Raw genomic sequence first — 23,447 nt, 5'->3', positions numbered from 1 at the left:
ATGCGAAGTTTAAGATCATATTATTCCGCCCCGTTAATCCAATTTCTTCAACAACCAACAGAAGAAATCTTGGGTGTTATTCATTCCAATAATGCTACCGCTGACACCACTATTGAGCAAAGTAATACTTGGGGACAAGAAATTTCCATTCTCAAAGAGCAATTGGCAAAATTCAATGAAGGGCAGGTTATATTTGAATACACTATTCCTCGTATGGGGAAACGGGTAGATGTGGTCTGTCTGTATAAGAATATCGTATTTTTATTGGAATTTAAATGTGGTGATAGAGAATATCACTCTACAGCTTATGATCAGGTATATGACTATGCGTTGGATTTACGTAATTTTCACAAAGAGAGTCATCACAAATTACTAGTTCCTATTATTGTTTCTACATTGGCTCCCGCAGTAGAAAATAACATCCTTGATAAGGAACGCATTGTATTTCCTTTGCGTTGTAATGCCCATAATCTTGCAGAAACAATCTTTCAAGTTACAGCAAAATATGGCGACAGCCCGTTCGATTACAAACAATGGGAACAATCAGAATACCTCCCCACTCCTACCATCGTAGAGGCGGCACAAGCATTATACAGAGGACATAATGTGCACGATATTACCCGCAGTGACGCTGGCGCTACTAATTTAACAGTAACTACCGCTGAACTTTCCAAAATTATTGAACATAGTAAACAAAACTATCGCAAATCCATTTGCTTTGTAACTGGAGTCCCTGGGGCTGGCAAAACATTAGTTGGGTTAAATGTAGCGATTGAGCGCTCTAATGCCGCACAGGGCGAACATGCTGTATTCTTGTCTGGTAATTTCCCTCTGGTTCAAGTACTACAAGAAGCCCTTGCGCGGGATAAAGTGGAGCAAGAAAAACAAAAAGGTCAGAGTATTACAAAAAGTGAAGCTCTGCGTAGCACTTCGGCTTTTATTCAAATTATTCATAAATATAGGGACTATTTTGTAGGCAACAATTATGTACCGCCAGAGAGAGTCGCTATTTTTGATGAAGCGCAACGTTCTTGGACAAAAGAAATGCTATCTAAATTTATGAGTGCCAAGAAAGGAATCCCAAATTTCCAATATAGTGAACCCGAATTTTTAATTAGTACCATGGATAGACATGGCGATTGGGCAGTAATTATTTGTCTTGTTGGTGGCGGTCAAGAAATAAATACCGGAGAAGCTGGTTTGCCAGAATGGTTTGACGCATTTCGACGTTCCTTTCCAAATTGGGATGTGTATATTACTCCTCAATTAAATGACGAAGAATACCGTCGTGATAAAACATGGAGTGAGCTGATACAAGGTCTAACTATAATTGAAAACCCAGCGTTACATTTAAATACCTCTGTTAGATCATTCCGCACGCCGCATTTAGCTTCTTTTGTTAAGGCATTATTAGATGTAAATAGTGAACAAGCTAAATATTTATATGATCAAATAAAGGACAAATATCCTTTGGTAATTACTCGTGATTTGCCTACCGCTAAACAATGGGTCAAAGAACAAGCAAGAGGAACGAATAAGTACGGATTATTAGCTAGCAGCGGGGCCTTGCGCCTAAAACCGGAAGGGATCTATGTTAAAAATGAAATATCTGTCGCCAACTGGTTTTTAAATGATAAAGAAGATGTGCGGTCTTGCTACGCGCTAGAAGATGTGGTTACTGAATTTGACGTGCAAGGATTAGAAGTGGACTTTTCTATTGTGGCATGGGATGCAGATTTTCGATTTAATGGACAAAAATGGACATTTAATAATTTTACTGGTAGTCGCTGGAACCATGTTAACTCCACTGAAAAGCAACTTTATTTGAAGAACACATACCGTGTCTTACTCACTAGAGCCCGCCAGGGGATGGTTATCTTTATTCCAAAAGGTAGTTTAGAAGATAAAACAAGGTGTCCCGCTTTTTATGATAACACATATAATTATCTTAAATCACTTGGCTTACCTGAATTACAAATAACTCTCTGAAAAAGTACAAATTCAGTTTATGAAAATTTTCTGTGTTCAAATAGAACAAAAACCCATTTTTGCGGAGCCTTTTTCCCATTCCTTTTCCTGCTGCTTAAAATCACTGTCTCCCTCGGCTAAATCCATCAACTGACGCAAGGTAAAGTGCTTGGGGTTTTTGTATTCCAAAATGTCTGCTACAATGGCAGGGGCCAAATAACATAAGTTCATATAGCGGGCAAAAGTCCGTTTATTTAGGCCAAGGGTTTTTGCTCTTTCCTGCACAGCCAGCCCTTTTTCTGCCATTTTTTTGCACTGCCACACTCGTGCGAGCCCCCGCACCAAGCTTTCATTTATTTGCTGAATAGTCAAAATATTGCGTGCCGTACCGTTTTGTAGTTTTGTGCCGGACACATTATCCACTATAAAACCGGCTTGAATACATAATCTGCCGTTTATACGCCGGAGATAAAGCATGTTATCCCGACTGCTTTCTGGCCGCAGAAGGAAGTCGGCTATATCAGCCGGAAGTTGGCTTTCCTCCAAATACAGCGTAATCAGATGCTGCTGACCGCGAGTTTGGCATACGGCCTTGCTGATCCAAGGGCTTAATTGTTCGTCTGGCAGGGATGTATTCGGACAGGTGAAATTTCCCCCCAGCAGGCCTTTTTAAGCATTTTTAGCACAAAATCGTCCAACTGCCCCACCGGCAAATAATGCCCGCCCGTTCCGGTGTAATAATACAGCAGCTGGCGGCCTTGCTTTTTGGAAGAAGTAATGCGGAAAGAGTGCCCTTGCTCACTTGTAATTTGCCGGACAGAAGAGTGCGGTGTCGGCGGTAGCCGCTAAACGCCTGCGGGCTCTTAATGCGCCGCCGCAGTTGGGCTTGCACCTGCTCCCATATCTCAACCGATAGGATAGCCGGGTGCTGGCCTTTGTAGGTCTTATTTTTAGACGCATGGGCCACCTGCCCAAGGTAGACCGGATTGGTTAAAATGCGCTGGATACTGCTTTTTTGAAAGGGTTTACCGCCGGGGGCTTGTACTGCGGGCAGATATCCAGCGTTTACTGTGATAGCCCTGCGCATTGAGCCAACGGGCCAAGGCTAATATATTCCCTATTTCCAGATATTTGCGATAGATAAGGCTGACCAAGCCGGCCTCCTGCGGATTAGGAACAAGGGCTTTCTCTTGCACATCATACCCCAGCGGGGGCATGCCTCCCATCCAAAGGCCTTTGGCTTTGCTGGCGGCTATTTTATCCCGCACGCGCTCGGCGGATACTTCCCGCTCAAACTGTGCAAAGGATAAAAGCATATTAAGCGTCAGTTTCCCCATAGAGTTGCAGGTGTCAAACGATTGCGTGATAGACACAAAATTGCAGCCGTATTTATCAAACTCCTACATCATTTTGTGAAAATCAATAATGGAGCGGGAAAGCCGGTCCACTTTGTACACAACCACCATTTGTATTTTGCGCGCGCGGATATCGGCCAGCATTTGTAAAAGCCCGGGCCGTTCCATCGTGCCACCGCTGATGCCACCGTCCGAATAGGTTTTATAGTATTCCCATTGGTTAAACGCTTAGGAGAGGATATGGGCCTTGCAGGCTTCCTCCTGGTTTTGGAGCGAGTTAAACTCCATATCCAGGCCGTGTTCAGTAGATTTACGCGTATAGATTGCACAGTTGATTTTGGGCATATTTGGTACAATTCTCCTATACACATTACCGCTTACTAATGGGAGAGAAGTCAAATATGAAATTTGTAAAAGAAAACCGTCAGTCATTAGGAATAATAATGCTGATAATTTTATTGGTAATTTTAGAAATTGTCTTATATGCAAAATACCGGATCAAACTAGATAGTTATTCCGGAATTTTAGCTTCAACAGCAGCATTCTTAGGAGTCATTTTAAGTATTAACAGTGTTACCTCTTGGGGGAATAAACAAAAAGCTATACAAGAAGATATTAGCAAACAAAGCAAAGAAAGACTTCATGATAAAAAAATTAAATTGGCTGAAGAAATTATGACCGCTTGTTATGAGGTAGAACAGGCCATCTTAAGAATTAGCAATCCATTCACTTCACCGGACGAAATACAAAAAGCACAAGAAGTGATAAAAAAAAGAAAAGATGTTTCTTCTGACACACAAAAACCGATAGAAGAAGGAGTCATATTTCTCTATCGTTTTGACAAAGAACTAAATACAATAAACAATTTTATGACTCTAAAAATACAGGCTAAAATTTATTTTGGAGAACCGTTGATTTGTTTATTTGATCAAGTAAGAAAAAATATTCATCAAAAAATATATGTAAATATTCAAATGCTTCTAATGGGACAAAGTTCTCGTGATCATAAAACAGATGGTTACAGTATGCAGATCTGGGATTTATCTATACATGATAACTTCATGAAAAAAATTATATCAGATATGGAAGAAATATTATTACCTTTACTCAGAGCAGAGAATTAGACAGTCCAAAAATTTGGGGCCGCTGATGTGGCCCTGCGTTATTTTACCGGCAATGGCGGATAAGTTATCATACTCCTCGCCTTCCCACTCATAGGCGCTCTCTCCTTTTACGGTAACGTGATATATCTTGCCCTTGTAGGTTTTGCTAATCACCGTACCGATCGCCAAACTGTATCTTTTCTTCTTAGCGCGCTGGATGTATTTTTCCGGATTAGCTGCATAACGGTTCAATCGGGTAATGTATTTATCCGCCAGTTTGCTGCCGGATAATTCACACTGGATAGCATACCACAAAGGGCGATATTTCCCTTTGCGTCCGCGCAGGGGATAAGCATAAAATATATCCCAATAGAACTGAAGTTTTTCATCACTTAAATTCTTTATTTCTTCCAAGCTTTTGGGCAAATAGCATTTATTTCTCATTTAATACTTCCCTCACTTTTTCTATCTTCCGAGCTGCCTTTCCTTTTTGATAATAGGCCTTGGCTAATGTGTCAAAGAACAAGATAGCCGTCTCCAGTAGCTGCGCATTTTGCTTCTTCTTGGGCCGCCCCAGGGGATTGCCAGAGCGGCCCTTTACAAATCTGCCCGTCAGCGGCGGCATTCTATATGGAGTCATTTGCTTAACCCAAAGAATACATATCCGCTGATAGGGTGGCGGACAATTTCCATTGCTACACGTGATATGCTTTTATACACTTTGCCTTGATATTCAAAGCCATTTTCAAGCACTTTAGCTTCTAGGGTTTGGCCGTGGTAGGTTTTGGTAAGCACCGTTCCTGCGGGCGGAATACGCGGATCCCGTTTAGGGGTAGAGGAGGAGCTTTTTGCTTGGATATCAACCGCCATAGCTGCCGGTATATCCGGAAGATTTTTAAGGGTAATTTTGCGTGTTTTGTTAGTTTGTTTTTTCATACTTATCTCCTATAGTACGGCTTGTGTACACATTACCGCTTACTATAGGCCGATAATAAACATCCCCCGGCTACGCCGGGGGTTTTGTTGGGGCACAATAAATCCCCGTTCACATACCCGCATACAAAAAGCCGGGGGAACAATTCCTCCCGGCCTTTTAAACAGATTTGCATCAAACAAACGGTTTATTTCTGCGTCTTTTCCAGCACGTACATATCCGCCAGTGAACCGGTAATCACATTTTTATCCTGGTCCAGCAGGCGCAGACGCCCTTCTTCCACCTTGACGTAGCGCACGCCCTCTCCCGGCACTTCCAGCGCGGCCACATTCCCGGTGAGCGTATACGTCCCCCGGTCCACAAATACGCCGTCCTGTTCGTCCAAGTATTCGGAACGCCAAACAAACGTTCCGTCCGGCGCAAGCGTCAGCGTGGTCTGAATCCCGGGCCCGTCAGCCGCGGGCAGCAACCCTTCGTAAACCCCTTTATAATCCAGCGAATTCGCGGCGTTGTGCATATCCGTCGGAAGCGTTACCGTTTCCGTTACTTCGGCCACTTCCACACCGTCCGCATTTTCATCCTGCGGCGCGCGGCCGCAGGCGGATACGGCCAGCAACCCGGCCGCTGCAAAAATAACCCATACATTCTTTGCCATATATCTCTCCTTTCTTCCTGCTGATAGTTTTATCATAGCAAAACCGGTGCAATAAAACGGCGTTTTTTTGGGTTATATGGGTGGACACCTGTTGTCCGCTTCCCGGACGCCAAACCGGGGAGACTCCCTGTGTAGAACTTCCCGGCCGCCCTGGCCGGGACTTTTTAAATAACGGCCCCGGATTAAAAAACCCGCTTTTAAAAGCGGATTTTTTATATTCACGGCCGGATATGTTTCTTTTCCAGCTCCAGTAAAAACGTTTTTTTATCCAGCCCTCCGCCGTATCCCGTCAGCGTGCCGTTCGCGCCGATTACCCGGTGGCACGGAATAATAATCACGATGGGATTGGCGTGATTGGCGCCGCCCACGGCGCGCGAAGCTTTTCCGTTTCCCACGGCTTTTGCCAGTTCCCTGTAACTGCAAGTTTCGCCATACCCGATATTCAAAAGCGCGCGCCACACCCGCAAGCGAAACGGCGTCCCGGCGGGGCGTAGCGGCAAATCAAAGTTTTTTCGTCGGCCCGCAAAATACTCTTCCAGCTGGCGTCGGGCGCGCGCCAAAAGCGGCGTTTCGCCCTGCGGCATTTTTTCCGTCCACGGGGCGGGGCAAAATCCCACCCGCGTGACGTATTCCCCGTCGCCGGCCAGCGCCAGCCGCCCTACCGGGCTTTCATAATACACAAATGTTTCGTCCATTTCACGCTCCTCCCGCGCCATACCGCCAAAGTCCCCGGGCCCGGACCCAACAAAAAATAGGTCCTTTGACCCTGTTTTTTCCGAAGATATTTTAAATATAATATTATCATATGAAAAATTGGAAAAAACTTGTATTTCTTCTTACTCTTTTTGTATTGCCCCTGTGCGGGACGAATCTTTCTGCCCAATCCGGCAAAGCCATTCTTTCCGGCGTAAGCAAAGGGATGAGCGGCATCGGCCATTTAAGCAAAACTTCCCCTCAAACGATGAATGCGCTCCTGCAGGCAACCCATCGCAGCATGGTGGCTTCCGCCGCGGTCAAGCCCGTTTCCGCGGCCGTCAAACCGGCAGTTACGCCGACGGCCACACCGGCCGCCGCCATACCCGCGCCGGCTGCACTGCCGGAAAACACCACCGTCGCCCGGTTTGTAAATAGCCATAAAAAACTGCTCTACAGCCTGCAAACTACGGTAGGGATTCCGTCTAAAACCGCGGTTGAAAATCTGCGCAGCTGGGGGGCCAAACCCCTTCAAAAACCGCGCCGGCCGGCCCTGCTGACCGAAAACGCATTCACCGCACCGGATTTTAAAGCCCTGCGCTACAAAGACGGCTTGGTTCCCCCTTTGCCGTTTGTCCGCCATCCGCATTATATGTACCGCGGCCTGGGCCTGGCGGCGGACGGCGCCTCCCTGCGCAACATTTTGGAAAACGGCCTGTTAATTAAAGATGTCGGCCGCAACAGCAACGACCGCCGCCTCGCCTATGCCAGCGCGGGCGGAATGGCCGCCTTAAAAGCCGTCGCGCGCGAGCGCGTCATCAACCTGACCGATTCTCCCGACAGCGCCCTGCACTACGCCTGGCGCCATGCCGGAAACGGCCTCGTTGTAATGGTGTCCGTCAAAGAATCTGTGGAACGCGGCGCCATCGTTACCGTAGCACACGATATTCCCGCCGAGCAAATCCACGAAGTGATTGCGCTGTTGGAAGTAAACGGCAAGCCCGCGTGGTGTAAAATTGAACCGGCGGAAGACGGATTTAAAATTACGCCGTATAATTCCGTCGGCAATTGATGGGAAACACAGGTCTTCGGCCTGTGTTTTTGCCATATTGGTTTGATAAACTTTTTTAGGAGCGCTCTATGACCTTACGCAAATACGCGGCCGTTTGGACGGCCGGGCTTTTCTTAACTGTCAGTTTTGTTGCCGCCCAGGCGCAGACTCTTCAAAAAGGCGTGACAAAACTCCCGCAGGCGCTGGGCAAAAATGCGGCCCGCGAAGCCGCCGCCATACCGGCGGCCTGGAGCAAATATCCGGCCATTCTGCCCGCCGCTGCGGCGCATATGCCAGCGGCGGCGCCGCTTGCCGCGCCGTCTTCTCTTAAAGCGCGCGCCGCACAAAAGTTTCCGGGCGCGGTCGTCAAATACGAACAACGCGTCAACGGGCTGTCCCTGCACAAGGCGCTGCGCCGCGTGGTGGAGCTGCGCGGGGTACGTCCGCCCAACGGCTGGCCGAAAACACTCCCCCATTCCATTACCGTACCCGATTTAACCGGCTTAACGCTGGACGGATTTACAGACATACTTCCCGCACCGCCCGTTCCCACCAACAAGATTTATCTCTACCGCGGGATGGGGCTGGACGGCGATGCGCTTCGCAATATGCTCCAAAACGGTCTGCGCCCGGAAGACGCGGGCCAGAACGCCAATGATTTGGGCAGGTTAATGCGGATGGGCAGTATGGGCACGATGCCGGTCACACAAGATATGATGAAAGATTTGGACGTCAAACAAATCAATCTCGCGACCAACTCGGTTGAACCCGCCTCTTATGCGGCCCGAAACAGTTTTGAAAACGGACGCATCCCGGTAGTAGTAACGGTACGCGGCTGGAGAAACCCCGACTACCAAGGATACCACCTGATTACGGAAACGATTCCGCCGGCGGACTTTGTGGAAGTATCCATTTTTATCCAGGGCCCTTCGGGTACGCCGCTGTGGTGCCGGGTAACACTGGCCGAAGACGGCCATTCGTTCGTGATTGCGCCGTACAGCAAACAGCCGTAACACACGAACACCGCGCTGGAACAAATATATATTTTTTAGCCGGAGGCGTTATTTATGGACAGCACCCTTTCCAAAGGCGAGCAGGCCAAACAGCTGTTTCTTGCGGGGCACAACTGCGCCCAAGCCGTATTTTTGGCGTTTAGCAAAGACCTGGGCCTGGACGATAAAACCGCCCTGCGCGTAAGCGCCTGTTTCGGCGGAGGCATCGGCCGCCTGCGCGAAGTATGCGGCGCGGTCAGCGCGATGTTTATGGCCTTGGGGCTTAAATACGCTTCCGAAACCCCGTCCGACCACGAAGCCAAGGCCAGGCTGTACGCCCGCGTGCAAGAACTGGCCAAACGCTTCAAGGACGAAAACGGCTCCATCATCTGCCGCGAACTGCTGGCGCTGCCCGCCGGCCCGCAGGATCCGTCTCCCGAACCCCGCACGCCGGACTATTATAAAGCGCGTCCGTGCCCGGAAAAAGTCCGCTGTGCGGCGAATATTTTGGAAGAGTATTTCCGCCAAAACCCGTAACGCCGCCCGCCTGCGGCCCGGAGAGCCTTTTATGATACACAGTTTCCCGCCCTGCGCCGACGAACATACGCGCATTTTAATTGTGGGCAGCATGCCCGGCGGCGCCTCGCTGAAGGCCGGGGAATACTACGCCTACAAACACAACCAGTTTTGGCGGCTGATGTTTGATTTGCTGGCCGCCGGGCGCACGCCTGAAAGTTACCGGGACAAATTAAACACGCTGCTCATTCATCACATTGGTTTATGGGACGCGCTGGAGTCCTGTGAACGCAAGGGCAGTCTGGACGGCAGCATCACCCGCCCCCACCCCAACGATTTTCCGTCCCTTTTCAAACGTTTTCCCGCCATCCGCACGCTTTTGTTCAACGGCCAGGCGGCGCGGACGCATTTTAAACGCGCGTTTGGGGAGCCTGCCGGCAAAAACTGCATCACCCTTCCCTCCACCAGCCCGGCGCACGCTTCGCGCTCCTACGAAGAGAAAAAGGCCCTCTGGCGCGCCGCACTTAAACTGCCTGGTACCGGGGCCCGCCCGTGAGCCTGTTTTCGGCGCTGTCTTTGTTGTTTTTGGCCGCGCTGGCGGCGGCTACGGTCATTCCCTCGCAATCGGAATGGATTTTATTTTGGCTCCTCGGCGTCAAAAAGTATTCCCCCGTTTTACTGCTGGCGGCGGCTACGGCGGGCAATGTGCTGGGCTCGGTTATCAACTGGTGGCTGGGCAGGTATCTGGCGCGTTTTCGCGGACGCAAATGGTTCCCGGTGACGGACAAACAGTTTGCCAGGGCCGAAACGTTTTTCCAAAAATACGGCGTTTGGTCCCTGCTGCTGGCCTGGGTGCCTTTTATAGGCGATCCGCTCACCCTCGCCGCCGGCACGCTGGGCGTGCGGCTGGACGTATTTCTAACGCTGGTTACCGTCAGCAAACTGGGCCGTTATCTGGCCGTCTACGCGGTATTTTTGGGTTTCTTTTAGTCTGGGCCCTTCTAGGTCTTTTGGCCCTTGCCTTCGCCTCTTTTTACGTTTACAATGGAAGTATGAAAACACCCTTTTCGCGTTTATTGCCGGTACTGATTCTATGCGGTTTTTCTTCTTCCGCTCTATGGGCGCAGGCGCAAGGCCCGCGCTTTTTTATGTTTTTGGCCAAAAGCTCCCCCCAGTATTCCCGTATTTTAATGAAAGAAGAAGCCGCCCGCCGCGCGGCATACGCCGCCCAAACAACGGCCGCGCAGACCGTCCGCGCGCCGCTCGTGCAGGCCGAAAAACAGCTCGCCTCCTCCGCCAATTTCGCCACCCGCAACAAACGCCTGCTGTGGAATTTGCAAACCCGCGCGGGCATTTCCAAACGCCGGGCATTGGTCAATCTGCAAAAATGGGGGCTCCAGCCGCCGGCGCACCCCAAGTATCCGCCGCTTGAAAAAGAATCTTTCCGGGTAAAAGATTTCGCCGCCCTCTCGCCCGCGCCGGCAGATAATGTGCCCGCTGCGCCGCTTTACGCGCGCGAAGGCCGCGTTTTTAGCGGGATGGGGCTAAATGCCGACGGTGCGGACCTGCGCCGGATTTTGCGCCAGGGCCTCCTCTCTCAGCCCGCCGCGGAAAAAGACGCGGCCCCCATACCGCCCGTCGCTTTGACGGCCAGCCCCTCTTCGGCCCTGCTTGACGCCCTTCGCCGCGGACGCGGGGAACAGCGCATCCCGGTTATTTTTACGGCGCAAATCAACTCCCCGGGCGAACCCGCCGGCAAGATGCTGGGAGCCATCGCGCTGTTAAAAAAAGAAGGCGCCCCGCGCTGGTACAAAATCACCCCGCAGGCGGACGGATTTTTAATAACCCCCTACGCCGCGCACCCGCTGCCGCCGCGCGTGCAAAAAGAACTCTGGGGCCTGTAGCCGTTTAACCCTTATTTGCGCTGGCAAAATGTTCTTCCGTCCGCTATGCTGTACATAGGGGGCTTATGCCGGAACTGCATATTCTTATTTTTCAATTTTTTATTTCCATTCTCTCCGCCAGTATTATCCCGGCGCAGGGAGAGCTGATTATGTTCGCCTTTTTGGCTACGGGCAAATACACGGCCTGGCTGCTGGTGTCGGCCGCATGCGCGGGGACGTTTATCGGCGTATCGGCCAACTGGGTGCTGGGACGTTATTTAACCCGCTTTGAAAACGACAAATGGTTCCCCATCAAAGCCGCGTATATTCAAAAAGCGCGCCGCCTGTTTGAACGCCACGGCAAAGCCACGCTTCTGCTGGCGGGCGTTCCCCTCATCGGGGACCCGATTACCATCGTAGCCGGCGCGGCAAAAGTGAATTTTGGGTTTTACCTCACGGCGGCGGGCCTGGCCAAATGCCTGCGCTACGGCGTTATCTGGCTGATTTATTTAGGCATCGTCTAATTTTACCCGCACAATTTTCCGAAACTAAACATCCCCGGCGCGGCCGGGGGATTTCTTTAGCCATAAAAAATCCCGCCCCCGAACCACGGAAGCGGGATAAAAATACAAAACAATTTATTTGTACAGCACCGCGCGGAACTCGGCCGTTTTGTTAATGTTTTTAAACATCCAGCCTTTCTGGTCCTCATCGTAGAGCGATTCAAAATTCTTAAAATTTCGCCGCACGGCTTTATCCAAATTGTCGTACGTATTTTTGCGGTCTTTTTTGCTCAGCCAATACACGCCCGCCAAGTTGACGTACGGCGTCGGGCTGGAGCCGTCCAGCCGGATGGCGGTTTCCAAATCCTCTTTTGCGCCTTTCCAATCCTTCAAATTCATTTTGGCAAATCCCCGGTTATTGTACGGAATGGCCCACTTGGGCGCCAGCTCAATGGCGCGGGTGTAATCTTCGGCCGCTTCTTTAAATTGTTTCATTTCTTCGCGCACGAGTCCCCGGCGGTTATAAAACGCCGCTTCGGGCTGGAGTTTTAATAAAACGGTATAATCTTCCAGCGCGGCGGGATAATCCCCCATATCTTTAAACGCGCCGGCGCGGTAACGGTAGGCCTGCGCGTAGCCTTCGTCGCGGTTAATGGCTTTGCTGTAGGCGGAAACGGCCTCGTCCAGCCGGTTCTGGCCGGACAGCACCCGCCCCTGCCAAAAATGCACGTCCGCCGTGTCATTCCCGGCGGCCTGCAGCGCGGACACCTGTTTTTGGGCCGCCTCATAACGGTACGCCCCCAAATACACCGGCACCAATTCCTCGGCGATGGCCGGCGCAGGCTTGCGCCTGCCCAAATATTTTTGGTAGTCGGCCAGCGAGTCTTCGTACTTTCCCAGCGAAGCGTTGGCGCGCGCACGGGCGAGATAGAAATTGCGGTACGCGGGTTTAAGGGAAATGGCTTTCGTCAAATCCGCCTGAGCCAGGGACGGCCGGCCCATCTTCTGGTAGGCAAGCGCCCGGGCATAATAACGGAACGGATCGCGCGGACGCAGCGATACGGTGCGGGAATAATCTTCCAGCGCCTGCTTATAACGGCCCAAATTCAAATAAGCGTCCGCCCGGTAATGGTAGGCGTCCGCCATCCGGGGCGACTTGGCAACCGCCCGCGTAAGCAGTTTAATCTGCGCGTTGGGGTCCGCCTGCGTTTTGGCGCGGGCAAGCAGCTGGGCGGCCGTCTCGCCAAAAGCGGCCGATACGCAGCACATACAAAGAAGCAATAAAAAAAGTTTACGCATACCTATTTCTATTAAACTATTATTTCATCCAAAATACAAAAAGAAAATTAAGCGCAAGCGCTAAAAGCCCCAGACTATAAAACAGCCCCAGCAGGAGAGTGGAAAACAACCGCAGGTTTAAAAATACGGCCCCGACCAGCGTGGCGCGCCCGGCAAAAAGCTTGCCCAGGTTCACCGTCGTACCGGAAATTTTAACAATGCGCGCCACCAGCACCGAGCGCATCGCAAATGTTACCACGCCTAATAATATCGCCGACAGCCAGCGCAGAAAAGACTTCCGCTCATACTTGCCGAACAGCCCGAACACCTCGCTCACGCTTCCGGCCACGACCACCTTGGCCTGCTCTTTGGCAAGGCCCTCGTTCATATTGTCAATTCTGGAGGCCACTTTTTCTTTTACAAGGCCCAATGTATCATCAATAAAATCTTCCCAGCTGGCGCAGGCCGCGCGCAGGGCAAACGCACACGCGGCCAAGACGGAATATACAAACGCCGCCAGACCGTAGAGACCGAAAAACACGCACGCCGCGGCGAATTCCACCGGTGCGGGCAGGCGGGCGGGCTCCAACAGCAGGGCATACGTAACATATGCCGCCATCATAAAAAGCCCCATCCCGGCCACCAGATGCGGCAAAAACACTTTTTGCAAAACGGACAAAAGCCCCCTCAGGGCCTGCAAAAACAAATTTTGCGGCTCGCCGGGAGGAATAGACGAAACGGAAGGGTTAGTCGTCATGGCAGTGACAGTGCCCGCAGCAGCCGCCGCACGCGTGGCCGCCGGGTTTCCGAACCGACGGGATACGGTCGGACACTTTTACCATTTTTCCTGATTTTTTATCGTACACATAAGTGCCGGTTTTTTCTTCTTTCATATGGTTATTATAGCAGTTTAATGCGGCGGCGCGAGGCGGTAAAATGATATAATAAAGCTGGAGTTTCCGTCGGGCATATCCGCCGCGGGAAATCCGATTGAAATGTAAAAACAAAAATGTTAAAATAATTAGGTAGCAGGAAATCCGCAAAAGAAAAATCCGATTTAAGCGCCCATAGCTCAATGGATAGAGTGTCAGCCTGCGGAGCTGAAGATACAAGTTCGATTCCTGTTGGGCGCACCATTTAAAAACCCCGCGAAAGCGGGGATTTTTATTGGAAGCCCAACGAATTTGTATGCCGTTCTCTACAATACGGCCTTGGGCGCACCATTTAAACCCCCGCGAAAGCGGGGATTTTTATTGGAAACCCAACGAACTTGTATGCCGTTCTCTACAATACAGCCTTGGGCGCACCATTTAAAAACCCCGCGAAAGCGGGGATTTTTATTGGAAGCCCGACGAACTTGTATGCCGTTCTTTACAATACGGCCTTGGGCGCACCATTTACCGGCGATAGTGTAGGGACTATTGTAGGGACTTTTAAAAAACCCCAGCCACAAGCTGGGGTTTTTTATGTATAAATTTTCCGCGTATTTATATTTATTCACAGCCCCGCCCATCTTTGCACACACAATAAAACGTCAAACAGCGCGCGGGCGGTTTGTTCATTCATCCCCGGGGTTCATAGTCAAAATCCACGCGGCAGGAGCTCTTTACGCCGCACCCCAAAAGCTTATAAAATGGAAACATCAGCCTGCGCCGTACGCGCAGGCAAGGAGCCCCATCACATGAAAACCCTTCAGCAGCTTTATAAAAACGGTATTGTTGTGTTTATCCAAGCCCCAAACGCATCCCAAGCGGCGCCGCTGGCACAGGCCTTGCAGGCGGGCGGTATTTCATGCGTCTTAACAGCATATGACGCACCCGAAGCACTAGAATTTATTCAGGCAGTCTCGCCCCGCCTGCTTGCCGGCGCGGGCAACATCCGCACGCCGCAGGAAGCCCAAGACGCCCTGGAAGCGGGCGCGGGCTTTATCATTTCCGCGGACGTAAATCCCGAAATTATCCGTCTGTGCGCGGAGAAAAACATCCCCGCCCTGCCGGAATGCCGCACATCCGCCGACGTACAAGCCGCGGCCGGGCTGGGCCTTACGGCCGTCAGCTTTTCGCCCGACGGCGCAAACGGCCCCGCCGCATTAAACGCCCTGTGCGCGGATTTCCCCGATATGCGGTTTTTTATTTCGGGCGGCGTAACCGCGGACACGATGAACGCTTATCTTTCCCACAAAGCCGTACTGGCCTGCGCCGTGGAAGGAATAACCCACGGCTCGCTCACCGGCGAGCAGGATGCGGCGGCTGTTACGCGCCGCGCCAAAGAGGCCGTACTCAAGATGCTGGCGTTTGAACTGCGCCATGTGGGCATCAACACGCCGAACGCGCAAACGGCGGACGAAACCGCCGGAGCGTTTGAAAAATTATTCGGATTTAAAAAAGAGGACCGCGGCGGCGCCTACTTTGCGGCGGATTATATTGAAGTGATGAAAAAGCAGTTTTACGGCACGCACGGGCATATCGCCGTCGCCGCCGCCAATGCAGACCGCGCGGCCTACCAGCTGGAGCGGGCCGGAGCCCGGTTTAACTGGGACAGCGCCGGCTACAACCCGGACGGCCGCCTGCGCGTAGTGTACTTACAGGATGAAATCGGCGGCTTTGCCGTACACATTCTGCAAAAATAACGCACGAACTTTCAAAAACACCCGGAAGATAAAATTCCGGGTGTTTTTTAATTGAGCTTGGATTTAAAGTTCTTATACGCCAGCGCACACAGCACGACAGAAAGCAGCGCCAGCCACCCGCAGTTCTGCCAGAAATACGCCAAGTCCCCACCTTTTAAAATAACGGAGCGGAAATTCACCACCGAGTACATCATCGGGTTCACATAACACATCCACCGAAATAACACCGGGATATTCGCCACCGGAAAGAACACGCCGGAGAGCAGAATGGCCGGCATCAAATACAGTACGCTCGCCATCATAGCCTGCTGCTGGGTGCGCACAACCGTGCTGATTAAAAGAGCGGAGGCCAGCGCGGAAACGGCAAACAGCACGGAATTGACGCCAATCTGCCACAAACCGCCCCTAAAGGGAATACCAAACCCCGCCACACCGATAAACAAAATAAGCCCCACAATGCATAATCCGATAACAAAATACGGCAGGGTTTTGCCCAGCATAATTTCTTCCACACTGCACGGGGACGCAATCAGCTTTTCCATCGTGCCCGTTTCTTTTTCCTTGGCCAGCGCCATACCTCCCACCACCAACAGCACAATAAAGGAAGACATTACCAACAGCGCGGGAATCATAAACGAAGTCGTATCCATATAATGGTTAAACAGCACGCGCATATCCAGCCGGATAAGCCCGCCCCCGGTATTATACCCGTTGGCGGCGGCCACCTCGGCCACGATTTGCTGTACATACCCGTTTACCTGCTGGGCGCGCTGGGCGTTGGTGGCGTTTAACAATAATTGGATGGACCGGTCCCCGCGCTCCAACGCTTTTTCAAACCCTTCGGGCGGAGCCACCAGCACGGCTTCGGCCCGGTGCGCGGCGATGAGTTCCGCCGGATCCGCCACCTGCGCGCCGTTTATCCCGGGCACTTTTACAAACCAGCCCGACGCCAGCGCGCGGTTTTCCAGTTCCCGCGCGATTTTGCCGGGTTTGGAGGCTACCACAAATTTAATATTTTTGACTTCACTCGTCAGCGCCAGGCCGAACATCACCGTTTGAATCACGGGAATAAAGAAAATAGCCATAATCATCTTCGGGTCCCGCATAATCTGGATGATTTCTTTTACAAAAAAACCTTTTAAGGTGCGCATACGTAATTTCATGGTTCCACATCCGTTTTAAATTTTTTGACGGCCAGCACAATCATCACCGCCGCAAACAGCCCGATGCCGGCAAAAGCCGCAGCCAGCGTAACGGGGGCCGCGTCGCTTAAAAACACGGTGCGGCTGATAAGCAAAAACCACCGCTGGGGAAACAAAGCCGTAAAATACTGAAAAAACGCCGGCATATTTTCAATGGGAAACATAAAGCCCGAGAAAATAAACGACGGCAGCAGCCCCACCGCAAACGCAAACTGGATAGCCGCCTGCTGCTGGCGCGTTACCACAGAAATCACCAGCCCCAGCGCCAGCGCGCCCGTAATATACACGCCGCACGCCAGCATATAGAGCAGGAAACTCCCCAAAAACGGAATGTGAAACACATAAATCGCCAGCGCAAAGACGATGAGAATATCAAAAAACGTCAGCAGAAAATACGGTATCAGTTTGCCCAGCACGATTTCCGCCGGACGCACGGGCGTGGAGAGCAACAGTTCCATAGAGCTGTTTTCCCATTCTTTGGCTACGGTAAGCGCAGTCAGCACGATGGCCAGCAGGCCGATAATAATGGTGCTTAAAGCGGGGACGATAAACCAGCGGCTGTTCAGTTCCGGGTTAAACAAAAAGCGGCTGCGAATCAGCGAGGCGGGAGCCTGCGCCGCCCCGGCCGACTCCGCATTGGCGCGCATAAATACGGCATTGGCTTTTTGCAAAACGCCCTGCATATACGTGCCCATAATGCCGGCCTGCACATTGTCCGTCCCGTCCGCCAGCAGTTGGACTTGGCCCGGCTTCGCCGGATCCCCGGCGCGGACGTTTTTCCCAAACCCGGAACGAATAATCATCAGGGCGGGGCTGTCGTTGCGCCCCAGGGCTTTATCGGCCTGAAGCTGCCCGTGTACGGGGGTTAAATCAAAATAGCCGGAGGAAGCCACCTCCTGCAAAAACCGGCGCGATACGCTCGTCTGGTCGTTGTCGCGCACGAACACGCGCATATGTTTGTAGTCCAGGTCAATCACAAAGCCGAACATTCCCACAAACACCAGCGGCAGCACCAGCGCCACAATCAGCGTAAACGGGTCGCGCAGGATATGCTTATATTCCTTATAAGCGACGGAACGCACCCGGCGAAGAGACAGCTTCATACCCCTTTCCTCCCGCTTACGGCTTCCAGAAACACGTCTTCCAGCGCGGGCGGCACTTCGCGCGCCTCAAATGCGCCTTCAAACGGCCGCGCCGCGCGGTTAAACGCCTGCCGGTCATGCGCCCGCACGCGCAGTTTGTCCCCAAACACGGCCGACGCAATCCCCGCCTTATCCAATGCGGCGCGCAGCGCGGCCTGCACCGGTTTTAGAAACGAAAGTTCCAGCGGCTTGACGGCAAAAAATTTATCTTTCAGTTCCTGCGGCGTTCCCATCGCCACGATTTTCCCCCGCTCCATCAGCGCAATCCGCCCGCAGTATTCGGCCTCATCCATATAGTGCGTAGTAACAAAAACAGTTTTCCCCTGCCTGGCCAGGCGGCGGATTAAATCCCAAAACGCCACGCGGGTAGCGGGCGACGTACCGGCGGTGGGCTCGTCCAGAAAGATAAGGTCCGGCTCGTGCAGCAAAGCCGAAGCCAGCGCGGCCATTTGCTTGACTCCGCCGGAAAGGTGGCTGACCGGGTCCGGCAGGTCATGCGGCAGACCGATAAACTCCGTCAGCTCCCGCGCGCGGCGGGAAATGGCTTCCGGGCTCATGCCGTAGAGGCTGCCCGCAAAGTTCATATTTTCCCGCACGGTCAGATCGGGGTAGAGCGTAAACTTCTGCGACATATACCCGATGTGCGGCTTTAACACGGCGGTGGAAGAAGAAACGTCCTGCCCGTTTACTTTTACCGTACCCGACGTAGGGTTTAAAATGCCGCAAATGGTGCGGATGGTGGTGGTTTTGCCCGCGCCGTTGGCGCCCAAAAAGCCGAAAATTTCCCCCCGGCGCACGTCAAACGATACGCCGTCCACCGCTTTAAACGAACCGAAAGCGACCACCAAATCTTTCACGCTGATAACAATTTTTTCTTCGTTCATTTTTTTAAAAAGATGTCGGCAAAATCGCTCACGCCAAAATGCCTCATCAATTCCTCCGGCGCGCCGGACGCCAGCAAACGCCCTTCATCCAGCACGTGCACGCGCGCACACCGCCCGGCTTCGTCCATATAAGACGTGCTTAAAATCACGGTCATCTCCGGGCCCGCAAATCCGTACACCAGGTCCCACAGTTCCTGGCGGCTGACGGGATCCACCCCCACGGTGGGTTCATCCAATAAAAGCAGTTTCGGCCGGTTTAACAGCACGCACATCAGCCCGAGTTTTTTGTACATTCCGCCCGACAATTTCCCGGCGGGGCGGTCCTTAAACGGGGCCATGCCGGTGGCGTTAAAAAGTTCGTCCGCCCGGCGCGTAAATTCCGGCTGGGGCAGGTCGTACAAATCGCGGAAAAACTCCAAATGTTCTTCGCACGTCAAATCCGGGTACAGGCTGGGCTCCTGCGGGAAGTATCCGGTAAAATGTTTGGCCTTTTCCGCCGGCACCTCCGCGCCTTTTTCCGCATAGACCACGCTTCCCGCATCCGGGTGCAGCAGCCCCGCCGCCAGGCGGATGAGTGTGGTTTTCCCGGCCCCGTTGGGCCCCACAATGCCGTGCACTTCCCCGGCGGCAAACGACACGTCCACCCGGTCAAGCGCCTGAGCGCGGCCCATTTTTTTACTGACGTTTTTCACTTCCGCGCTCAAAGCCGCCATACTATTTTTTCCCCCCGAAAGCCACTTCCAGCGTCATCCCGGCCTTCAGCGTGCGGGCCGCGTCGTTATCAAAGCGGATTTTTACGCCGTACACCAGCCGTTCGCGTTCTTTGCGCGTCTGCACGTTTTTAGGCGTAAATTCGGCCTCGTCGTTAATGCTTAAAATTTTACCTTCAAACTGCTGCCCCGTTTCGGGCAGCAGGCCCGTTACCGTCTCCCCCACCGCCAGCTTGGCCAGCAGGTTATGTTCCACATACACCCACACGTCCACCTGGCCCATATCGGCCACGGTAACCAGTTTGCGCCCCGCGGCGATAAACTCGCCCGGCTCGTAGTATTTATAAAGCACTTTGCCGGTAATGGGGCTTACAATGCCGCACCAGCTTTCGTAGAGGGCGGCCTGGTCGTTTTGGTGTTTTTTCAAATCGTAATTTTCACGCGAGCCGGCGGTGGTTTTTAAAAGCGTCTCGGCGCGTTTAAATTCTTTTTGGGCGATAACGGCTTTTAAGCGCGTGTCCCGGCAGTCCAGCCGCGCCAGCACTTCGCCTTCTTTCACGGGGCTTCCTTCCTGCACGTTTAACTCGGCGATGGTGTCGGAAAGGCGGCTCGGCACGTCCACCTCCACGGCTTCCACCACGCCGCTGTAGGCAAACGGCGTATGCCGGAAGAACAGCAGTCCCGCCGCTACGGCGGCTAACAAAAGCACAACCACAATTAAAATGATTTTTTTCATAACGCTCCTATTTTCCCAAACTGTCCATGACGGCCAAATTGTTTAAACGCCGGATGTTCAGCTCGCTGAGCATCATCCGGCTTTGCAGCGCGGCCAGATTGGCGTCGTCCACTTCCAAAAAGGTTACCGCGCCCGCGTTATACGCCTGGTACGTCAACCCGGCGGACTGATTGGCCTTTTGCACCAGCCGGCGCGTCAGCTCCGTCTCCACGTCCAAGGCGGTTAAAGCGTCTTTGGCGGAATAAAACAAAGCTTTTAACGCTTCGGCCACATCCTTTTTCTGTTCGCGCGCCGCATCGGCGGAAAAACGCTGCGCCTGGGCTTTGTCTTTATTTTTGCCCCCTTCAAAGAGCGGCAGGCGCAGGGAAACCCCGGCCTTGCCTAAAAATACGTCTTCGTGAATGGGCCCGTTGGGGTACTGCCAGTACGCCCCCGCGCTCAGCCCCACGCGCGGCCAGACGGAAGCCGCATACCCGCGCGCCGCGTATTCATACGATTTTACGAGCTCGTCATAAGCGGACAGCTTTGGCGTTTCCTCGTCAAAATCCAGCCCGGAAACAGACGCAAACCGCCGCACCGTTTGGGCGGGTTCGTCCGCGCGGATGACGGCGGAAGTTTCGCCCTCCAGTTTTTCGCGCACGCGCCAGTCCAGCGCGTAGGCGGGGTTAATGCCGTAATCGGTGCCCGTGAGTTTAAACAGTTCCCGCAAGTCGCGCCCCAGCGCGCTGCGCGCCGAGCTCACGTCCACGGCGGTGCGCAGTTCCTGCTTTTCGGCCATCAGCACGTCCCGCCGGCTTTTGGCGCCCGCGCGGTAGGCGGACTCCACATCCGCCAGCTGTTTGCGCGCTACTTTTAACTGTTCGGACTGTAAATAGATATTTTCCAAATCGCGCTGTACGGCAAAATACGCCTGGCGCAGCTGCAGCAAAGTCTGCTTGCGCGCAAGGACCAGCTCCGAAAGTTTGCTCTGGTAAACCGCCAGCGCACTATTAGACGCGGCCGACCGCGCGCCTTTGTCAAACAGTACGTATTCCAGCGTCGGCCCGGCGGAATACCCCCATTCGCTGCCGAACTCAAAGGTCTGCGGGCCCATATTCACTTCCGGCACTTCGGACGTCCAGCTTCCCGACGCATCCAAATACAGCCCCGGGTACAAGCTGGAGCGCGTACTGTAGTACGATGCCCGCGCCGCCTGTGCCTGCGCCTGCGCGGCCCGGACGGCGGGCGAAAAAGCAACCGCGTCCGCCTCGCACGACGCGAGCGAAAGGTCTTTCACCTCCGCCGCCCCCGCGCACACGCAACAGAAAAGCACGGCCCATACGCTTCCTAATTTTTTCATTTCTCCCCCTTAAATACGACGTCCAACAATAAATCAATGCGCCCGTCTCCGTCCCCGGACGTTAACTCCCGCAGGGCCTTTTTTACTTTCGGCGGCCATGGGAACGTAATGCGCTCGGAAAGCCCCGCCAGCACCTGCGGAAACACCACCGGCGGCGCCAGCAGCAGCATGGCGGAAAGCGGGTCCGGCACGCGCAGCAGGCCTTCTTTATGCGCGCGCTCCAGCTGCGCAAAAAGCACCGAAACGTGCCGGGTAAAATTCCGGCTGATAAACGCCAGAATTTTTTCATTCCCGCCGAATACGTCCCCGACCATGGAAGAAAGCATCCGGCGGTTTTCGCGCGCAAAACGCCGAATGGCGCGCAGCACGGCGCGCACGTTTTCCCGCGCGCTGCACCGGTCCGACACGTCCACGCGAATGTCTTTCATCAGCTCTTCATACAAAGTAGCCAGCAGTTTACGGTCAAAATTATTTTTATTGGTGAAATAATAATGGAACATGCCCAGATTCACCCGGCTTTTGGCGCACACTTCGCGCACGGTAAATCCGCCCAGCCCTTTGGCGCGCGCCAGCCGGATGCCCGTTTGAATGAGTTTGGCGTCGTTCCCCGCCGAGGTTCTTCCCATAAGAGTCTCCTTTCTTATACATCTGTATAATTATTATACGCTTGTATAACTATATTGTCAAGCCGTATTTTTTATTAGGCGGGAAGGGATGGCTTGCGGCGGGAAACGCCATAAAAAACCCCGCCGAAGCGGGGTGTTTATAATCATAACGCCGTTTATCTAAAGCGCCGGGCGTTTTCTATCCGGCATTTCAGCGTATTGCGCCGGGCGGTTATGCTCTTTCGCCAGCCGCCCCACGTTAAATGCCGCAGCAGCTTCACCAGCGTATATAACACATAATTGATACCGTACCGCCGGATATCTCTCCGGTTAGGAGCAAAGTCCGGGCTGTTATTCTCATCACGCCGTTTTTGGGCCAGCTCATAAAATGGGGTGCGCTTGGCATAGGCCCACCACTCGGCCGCTTCCGTTTCCTCCCGCCACGGCTTGACGGCGCCGGCATAATGCAGAATTTTCGCCCGCGCGCGCAGGGACGCCATCTCCTCCCGCTCTTCCGGCGTAAAATAACCCGAACAAGCGGAAAAGCTTCCCTCATCCACACAATTCCATTCGCCGGGAAGAGAACAAAACTGTCCGTCAAAATACATATTCAGAACATCCTGCTCCAACAGCCGCAGGGATTTGCCGTCCGCCATTTCCAACAATTTCCGGCACGCGTTCGTCTGCCGGAAGCGTTTTAAGTCCAGCACGAGTACGCCCGTATTGTAGTATTGGTACGGATTCTTTAACTGCAGCGTATGCAGAGCATAATCCATAAAGCCGGACTCGGGCATTCTCAAATGCGCGGGCCAAACCTGTTCTATGGCGGCGGCCAACAGACGCCCCTCCAGCGGGGTATGATACAAGTCCCACACGTCCGATTTAAAAATTAAATCACAATCCGTAAACACCAAACGTTCATACCGTTTAAGGACCAGGGGTGAAACAATACGGAAAAAACATTCCAGCGCAAAATGGCCGGAAACGGGAAGGCAGTAGTTCTGCAATACCGGCGCCGGATTTACAAACCGCAGGGAAATATTCTTTCGTTCCACCAGCTGTTTTAAAATCCGTTTGTTTTCCGCCGTAATAGCCCGTTCAAATACGATTAAATCATAATTATGCTCTGCTGAAGCGTTCTGCGCCAGCGATACAAGCGCCGCCGCCAGCGCCGGGACATATTCGTTGCTCGCGCTCATCGCCGCAGCGGCGAAGTTTTCCTTAAAAAAGGGTTCCACATCCTCTACTAAATTCACGTTCATATATCAC

29 protein-coding genes, 1 tRNA gene and 1 pseudogene are annotated in these 23,447 nt (G+C 52.7%); 11 read left to right on the top strand and 20 right to left on the bottom strand.

Annotation, left to right across the window (positions count from 1 at the left end; translation table 11 throughout):
• The gene (locus tag ACQY36_RS01030) at positions 1-1,989 is read left to right on the top strand and encodes a DUF2075 domain-containing protein (RefSeq protein WP_428077368.1); all 1,989 of its coding nucleotides are present in this window, start codon (positions 1-3) and stop codon (positions 1,987-1,989) included.
• A 36-nt stretch (positions 1,990-2,025) separates the two neighbouring features.
• Here the strand turns inward: ACQY36_RS01030 and ACQY36_RS01025 are convergent, their stop codons facing one another.
• The 3 genes and pseudogenes from ACQY36_RS01025 to ACQY36_RS01015 form a co-directional block, all read right to left on the bottom strand.
• A complete protein-coding gene (locus tag ACQY36_RS01025) occupies positions 2,026-2,382 on the bottom strand; it encodes a hypothetical protein (RefSeq protein ID WP_428077367.1) in 357 nt (118 codons plus the stop codon).
• Positions 2,383-2,647: 265 nt separating this feature from the next.
• Complete coding sequence (locus tag ACQY36_RS01020; protein ID WP_428077366.1) at positions 2,648-3,055, bottom strand: recombinase family protein; 408 nt, start codon at positions 3,053-3,055, stop codon at positions 2,648-2,650.
• Positions 2,994-3,533: pseudogene (locus ACQY36_RS01015) on the bottom strand (recombinase family protein); the annotation flags it as partial. The gene ACQY36_RS01020 and the pseudogene ACQY36_RS01015, both read right to left, overlap by 62 nt.
• A 191-nt stretch (positions 3,534-3,724) precedes the next feature.
• Here ACQY36_RS01015 and ACQY36_RS01010 point away from each other — a divergent pair.
• Positions 3,725-4,447, top strand: a complete 723-nt coding sequence (locus ACQY36_RS01010; protein ID WP_428077365.1) for a hypothetical protein — start codon at positions 3,725-3,727, stop codon at positions 4,445-4,447.
• Here ACQY36_RS01010 and ACQY36_RS01005 read toward each other — a convergent pair.
• The 5 genes from ACQY36_RS01005 to ACQY36_RS00985 form a co-directional block, all read right to left on the bottom strand.
• Positions 4,427-4,870, bottom strand: a complete 444-nt coding sequence (locus ACQY36_RS01005) for a DUF2924 domain-containing protein (RefSeq protein ID WP_428077364.1) — start codon at positions 4,868-4,870, stop codon at positions 4,427-4,429. The genes ACQY36_RS01010 and ACQY36_RS01005 overlap by 21 nt on opposite strands.
• Positions 4,860-5,051 carry a DUF5681 domain-containing protein gene (locus ACQY36_RS01000; protein ID WP_428077396.1) on the bottom strand — a complete coding sequence of 64 codons (192 nt, stop codon included), beginning with the start codon at positions 5,049-5,051 and terminating at the stop codon, positions 4,860-4,862. Before ACQY36_RS01000 ends, ACQY36_RS01005 begins: the two co-directional genes overlap by 11 nt.
• A gap of 11 nt (positions 5,052-5,062) precedes the next feature.
• A complete protein-coding gene (locus ACQY36_RS00995; RefSeq protein WP_428077363.1) occupies positions 5,063-5,362 on the bottom strand; it encodes a DUF2924 domain-containing protein in 300 nt (99 codons plus the stop codon).
• A gap of 185 nt (positions 5,363-5,547) precedes the next feature.
• Positions 5,548-6,015: a copper resistance protein NlpE gene (locus tag ACQY36_RS00990; RefSeq protein ID WP_428071116.1), complete on the bottom strand. Its 468-nt coding sequence runs from the start codon at positions 6,013-6,015 to the stop codon at positions 5,548-5,550.
• A 218-nt stretch (positions 6,016-6,233) separates the two neighbouring features.
• Positions 6,234-6,710, bottom strand: a complete 477-nt coding sequence (locus ACQY36_RS00985; RefSeq protein WP_428077361.1) for a methylated-DNA--[protein]-cysteine S-methyltransferase — start codon at positions 6,708-6,710, stop codon at positions 6,234-6,236.
• 110 nt (positions 6,711-6,820) lie between these two features.
• On the opposite strand from ACQY36_RS00985, the gene ACQY36_RS00980 reads away from it, so the two are divergent.
• The 7 genes from ACQY36_RS00980 (at position 6,821) to ACQY36_RS00950 (ending at position 11,674) form a co-directional block, all read left to right on the top strand.
• The gene (locus ACQY36_RS00980) at positions 6,821-7,780 is read left to right on the top strand and encodes a hypothetical protein (protein WP_428077359.1); all 960 of its coding nucleotides are present in this window, start codon (positions 6,821-6,823) and stop codon (positions 7,778-7,780) included.
• A 68-nt stretch (positions 7,781-7,848) separates the two neighbouring features.
• Complete coding sequence (locus tag ACQY36_RS00975) at positions 7,849-8,772, top strand: hypothetical protein (RefSeq protein WP_428071111.1); 924 nt, start codon at positions 7,849-7,851, stop codon at positions 8,770-8,772.
• A 54-nt stretch (positions 8,773-8,826) separates the two neighbouring features.
• Positions 8,827-9,288 (top strand): C-GCAxxG-C-C family protein, encoded by a 462-nt coding sequence (locus ACQY36_RS00970; protein WP_428056517.1) that lies wholly within the window; start codon positions 8,827-8,829, stop codon positions 9,286-9,288.
• A 31-nt stretch (positions 9,289-9,319) separates the two neighbouring features.
• On the top strand, positions 9,320-9,823 hold the full coding sequence (locus ACQY36_RS00965) for a DNA-deoxyinosine glycosylase (RefSeq protein ID WP_428077357.1): 504 nt from the start codon (positions 9,320-9,322) through the stop codon (positions 9,821-9,823).
• Complete coding sequence (locus tag ACQY36_RS00960) at positions 9,820-10,257, top strand: YqaA family protein (RefSeq protein ID WP_428056515.1); 438 nt, start codon at positions 9,820-9,822, stop codon at positions 10,255-10,257. The genes ACQY36_RS00965 and ACQY36_RS00960 overlap by 4 nt, the downstream gene beginning before the upstream one ends.
• Positions 10,258-10,319: 62 nt before the next feature.
• Positions 10,320-11,171 (top strand): hypothetical protein, encoded by an 852-nt coding sequence (locus ACQY36_RS00955; RefSeq protein WP_428077355.1) that lies wholly within the window; start codon positions 10,320-10,322, stop codon positions 11,169-11,171.
• A gap of 65 nt (positions 11,172-11,236) precedes the next feature.
• On the top strand, positions 11,237-11,674 hold the full coding sequence (locus ACQY36_RS00950; RefSeq protein WP_428056513.1) for a YqaA family protein: 438 nt from the start codon (positions 11,237-11,239) through the stop codon (positions 11,672-11,674).
• A gap of 114 nt (positions 11,675-11,788) precedes the next feature.
• On the opposite strand, the gene ACQY36_RS00945 is transcribed toward ACQY36_RS00950, so the two are convergent.
• Genes ACQY36_RS00945 through ACQY36_RS00935 form a run of 3 tightly spaced genes read right to left on the bottom strand, consistent with a single transcriptional unit; the run spans position 11,789 to position 13,824 of the window.
• Positions 11,789-12,952: a tetratricopeptide repeat protein gene (locus tag ACQY36_RS00945; protein ID WP_428056512.1), complete on the bottom strand. Its 1,164-nt coding sequence runs from the start codon at positions 12,950-12,952 to the stop codon at positions 11,789-11,791.
• A 19-nt stretch (positions 12,953-12,971) separates the two neighbouring features.
• The gene (locus ACQY36_RS00940) at positions 12,972-13,688 is read right to left on the bottom strand and encodes a hypothetical protein (protein ID WP_428056511.1); all 717 of its coding nucleotides are present in this window, start codon (positions 13,686-13,688) and stop codon (positions 12,972-12,974) included.
• Positions 13,678-13,824: a hypothetical protein gene (locus ACQY36_RS00935; protein WP_428056510.1), complete on the bottom strand. Its 147-nt coding sequence runs from the start codon at positions 13,822-13,824 to the stop codon at positions 13,678-13,680. Before ACQY36_RS00935 ends, ACQY36_RS00940 begins: the two co-directional genes overlap by 11 nt.
• Positions 13,825-13,992: 168 nt before the next feature.
• Between ACQY36_RS00935 and ACQY36_RS00930 the strand changes: the two genes are divergently transcribed.
• Positions 13,993-14,067, top strand: a tRNA-Arg gene (locus ACQY36_RS00930).
• A gap of 62 nt (positions 14,068-14,129) precedes the next feature.
• On the opposite strand, the gene ACQY36_RS00925 is transcribed toward ACQY36_RS00930, so the two are convergent.
• Entirely contained in the window at positions 14,130-14,432 is a 303-nt protein-coding gene (locus ACQY36_RS00925) for a hypothetical protein (RefSeq protein WP_428077353.1), read from the bottom strand.
• A 180-nt stretch (positions 14,433-14,612) separates the two neighbouring features.
• Here ACQY36_RS00925 and ACQY36_RS00920 point away from each other — a divergent pair, with 180 nt between their 5' ends.
• A complete protein-coding gene (locus ACQY36_RS00920; protein ID WP_428077351.1) occupies positions 14,613-15,560 on the top strand; it encodes a bifunctional 4-hydroxy-2-oxoglutarate aldolase/2-dehydro-3-deoxy-phosphogluconate aldolase in 948 nt (315 codons plus the stop codon).
• A 47-nt stretch (positions 15,561-15,607) separates the two neighbouring features.
• Here ACQY36_RS00920 and ACQY36_RS00915 read toward each other — a convergent pair whose 3' ends face one another.
• The 8 genes from ACQY36_RS00915 to ACQY36_RS00880 form a co-directional block, all read right to left on the bottom strand.
• Positions 15,608-16,723, bottom strand: a complete 1,116-nt coding sequence (locus tag ACQY36_RS00915) for an ABC transporter permease (RefSeq protein WP_428072039.1) — start codon at positions 16,721-16,723, stop codon at positions 15,608-15,610.
• Positions 16,720-17,865 (bottom strand): ABC transporter permease, encoded by a 1,146-nt coding sequence (locus ACQY36_RS00910; RefSeq protein ID WP_428077349.1) that lies wholly within the window; start codon positions 17,863-17,865, stop codon positions 16,720-16,722. Before ACQY36_RS00910 ends, ACQY36_RS00915 begins: the two co-directional genes overlap by 4 nt.
• Positions 17,862-18,788, bottom strand: coding sequence for an ABC transporter ATP-binding protein (locus ACQY36_RS00905; protein ID WP_428077347.1), 927 nt, complete (start codon positions 18,786-18,788; stop codon positions 17,862-17,864). Before ACQY36_RS00905 ends, ACQY36_RS00910 begins: the two co-directional genes overlap by 4 nt.
• Positions 18,785-19,501 (bottom strand): ABC transporter ATP-binding protein, encoded by a 717-nt coding sequence (locus ACQY36_RS00900; RefSeq protein WP_428077345.1) that lies wholly within the window; start codon positions 19,499-19,501, stop codon positions 18,785-18,787. The genes ACQY36_RS00905 and ACQY36_RS00900 overlap by 4 nt, the downstream gene beginning before the upstream one ends.
• A gap of 1 nt (position 19,502) precedes the next feature.
• Positions 19,503-20,234, bottom strand: coding sequence for an efflux RND transporter periplasmic adaptor subunit (locus ACQY36_RS00895; protein WP_428056504.1), 732 nt, complete (start codon positions 20,232-20,234; stop codon positions 19,503-19,505).
• A gap of 7 nt (positions 20,235-20,241) precedes the next feature.
• Positions 20,242-21,573 carry a TolC family protein gene (locus ACQY36_RS00890; RefSeq protein ID WP_428077343.1) on the bottom strand — a complete coding sequence of 444 codons (1,332 nt, stop codon included), beginning with the start codon at positions 21,571-21,573 and terminating at the stop codon, positions 20,242-20,244.
• Positions 21,570-22,199 carry a TetR/AcrR family transcriptional regulator gene (locus ACQY36_RS00885; RefSeq protein WP_428077341.1) on the bottom strand — a complete coding sequence of 210 codons (630 nt, stop codon included), beginning with the start codon at positions 22,197-22,199 and terminating at the stop codon, positions 21,570-21,572. Before ACQY36_RS00885 ends, ACQY36_RS00890 begins: the two co-directional genes overlap by 4 nt.
• Positions 22,200-22,354: 155 nt before the next feature.
• On the bottom strand, positions 22,355-23,440 hold the full coding sequence (locus ACQY36_RS00880; protein ID WP_428077339.1) for a glycosyltransferase family 8 protein: 1,086 nt from the start codon (positions 23,438-23,440) through the stop codon (positions 22,355-22,357).
• Positions 23,441-23,447 lie beyond the last annotated feature (7 nt).

Origin of the sequence: Candidatus Avelusimicrobium alvi (genome assembly GCF_958451995.1) — a bacterium.
GTDB classification, from domain to species: domain Bacteria; phylum Elusimicrobiota; class Elusimicrobia; order Elusimicrobiales; family Elusimicrobiaceae; genus Avelusimicrobium; species Avelusimicrobium alvi.
The sequence above is the reverse complement of the archived record's forward strand: the minus strand, read 5'-3'. Positions and strand labels throughout refer to the sequence as shown.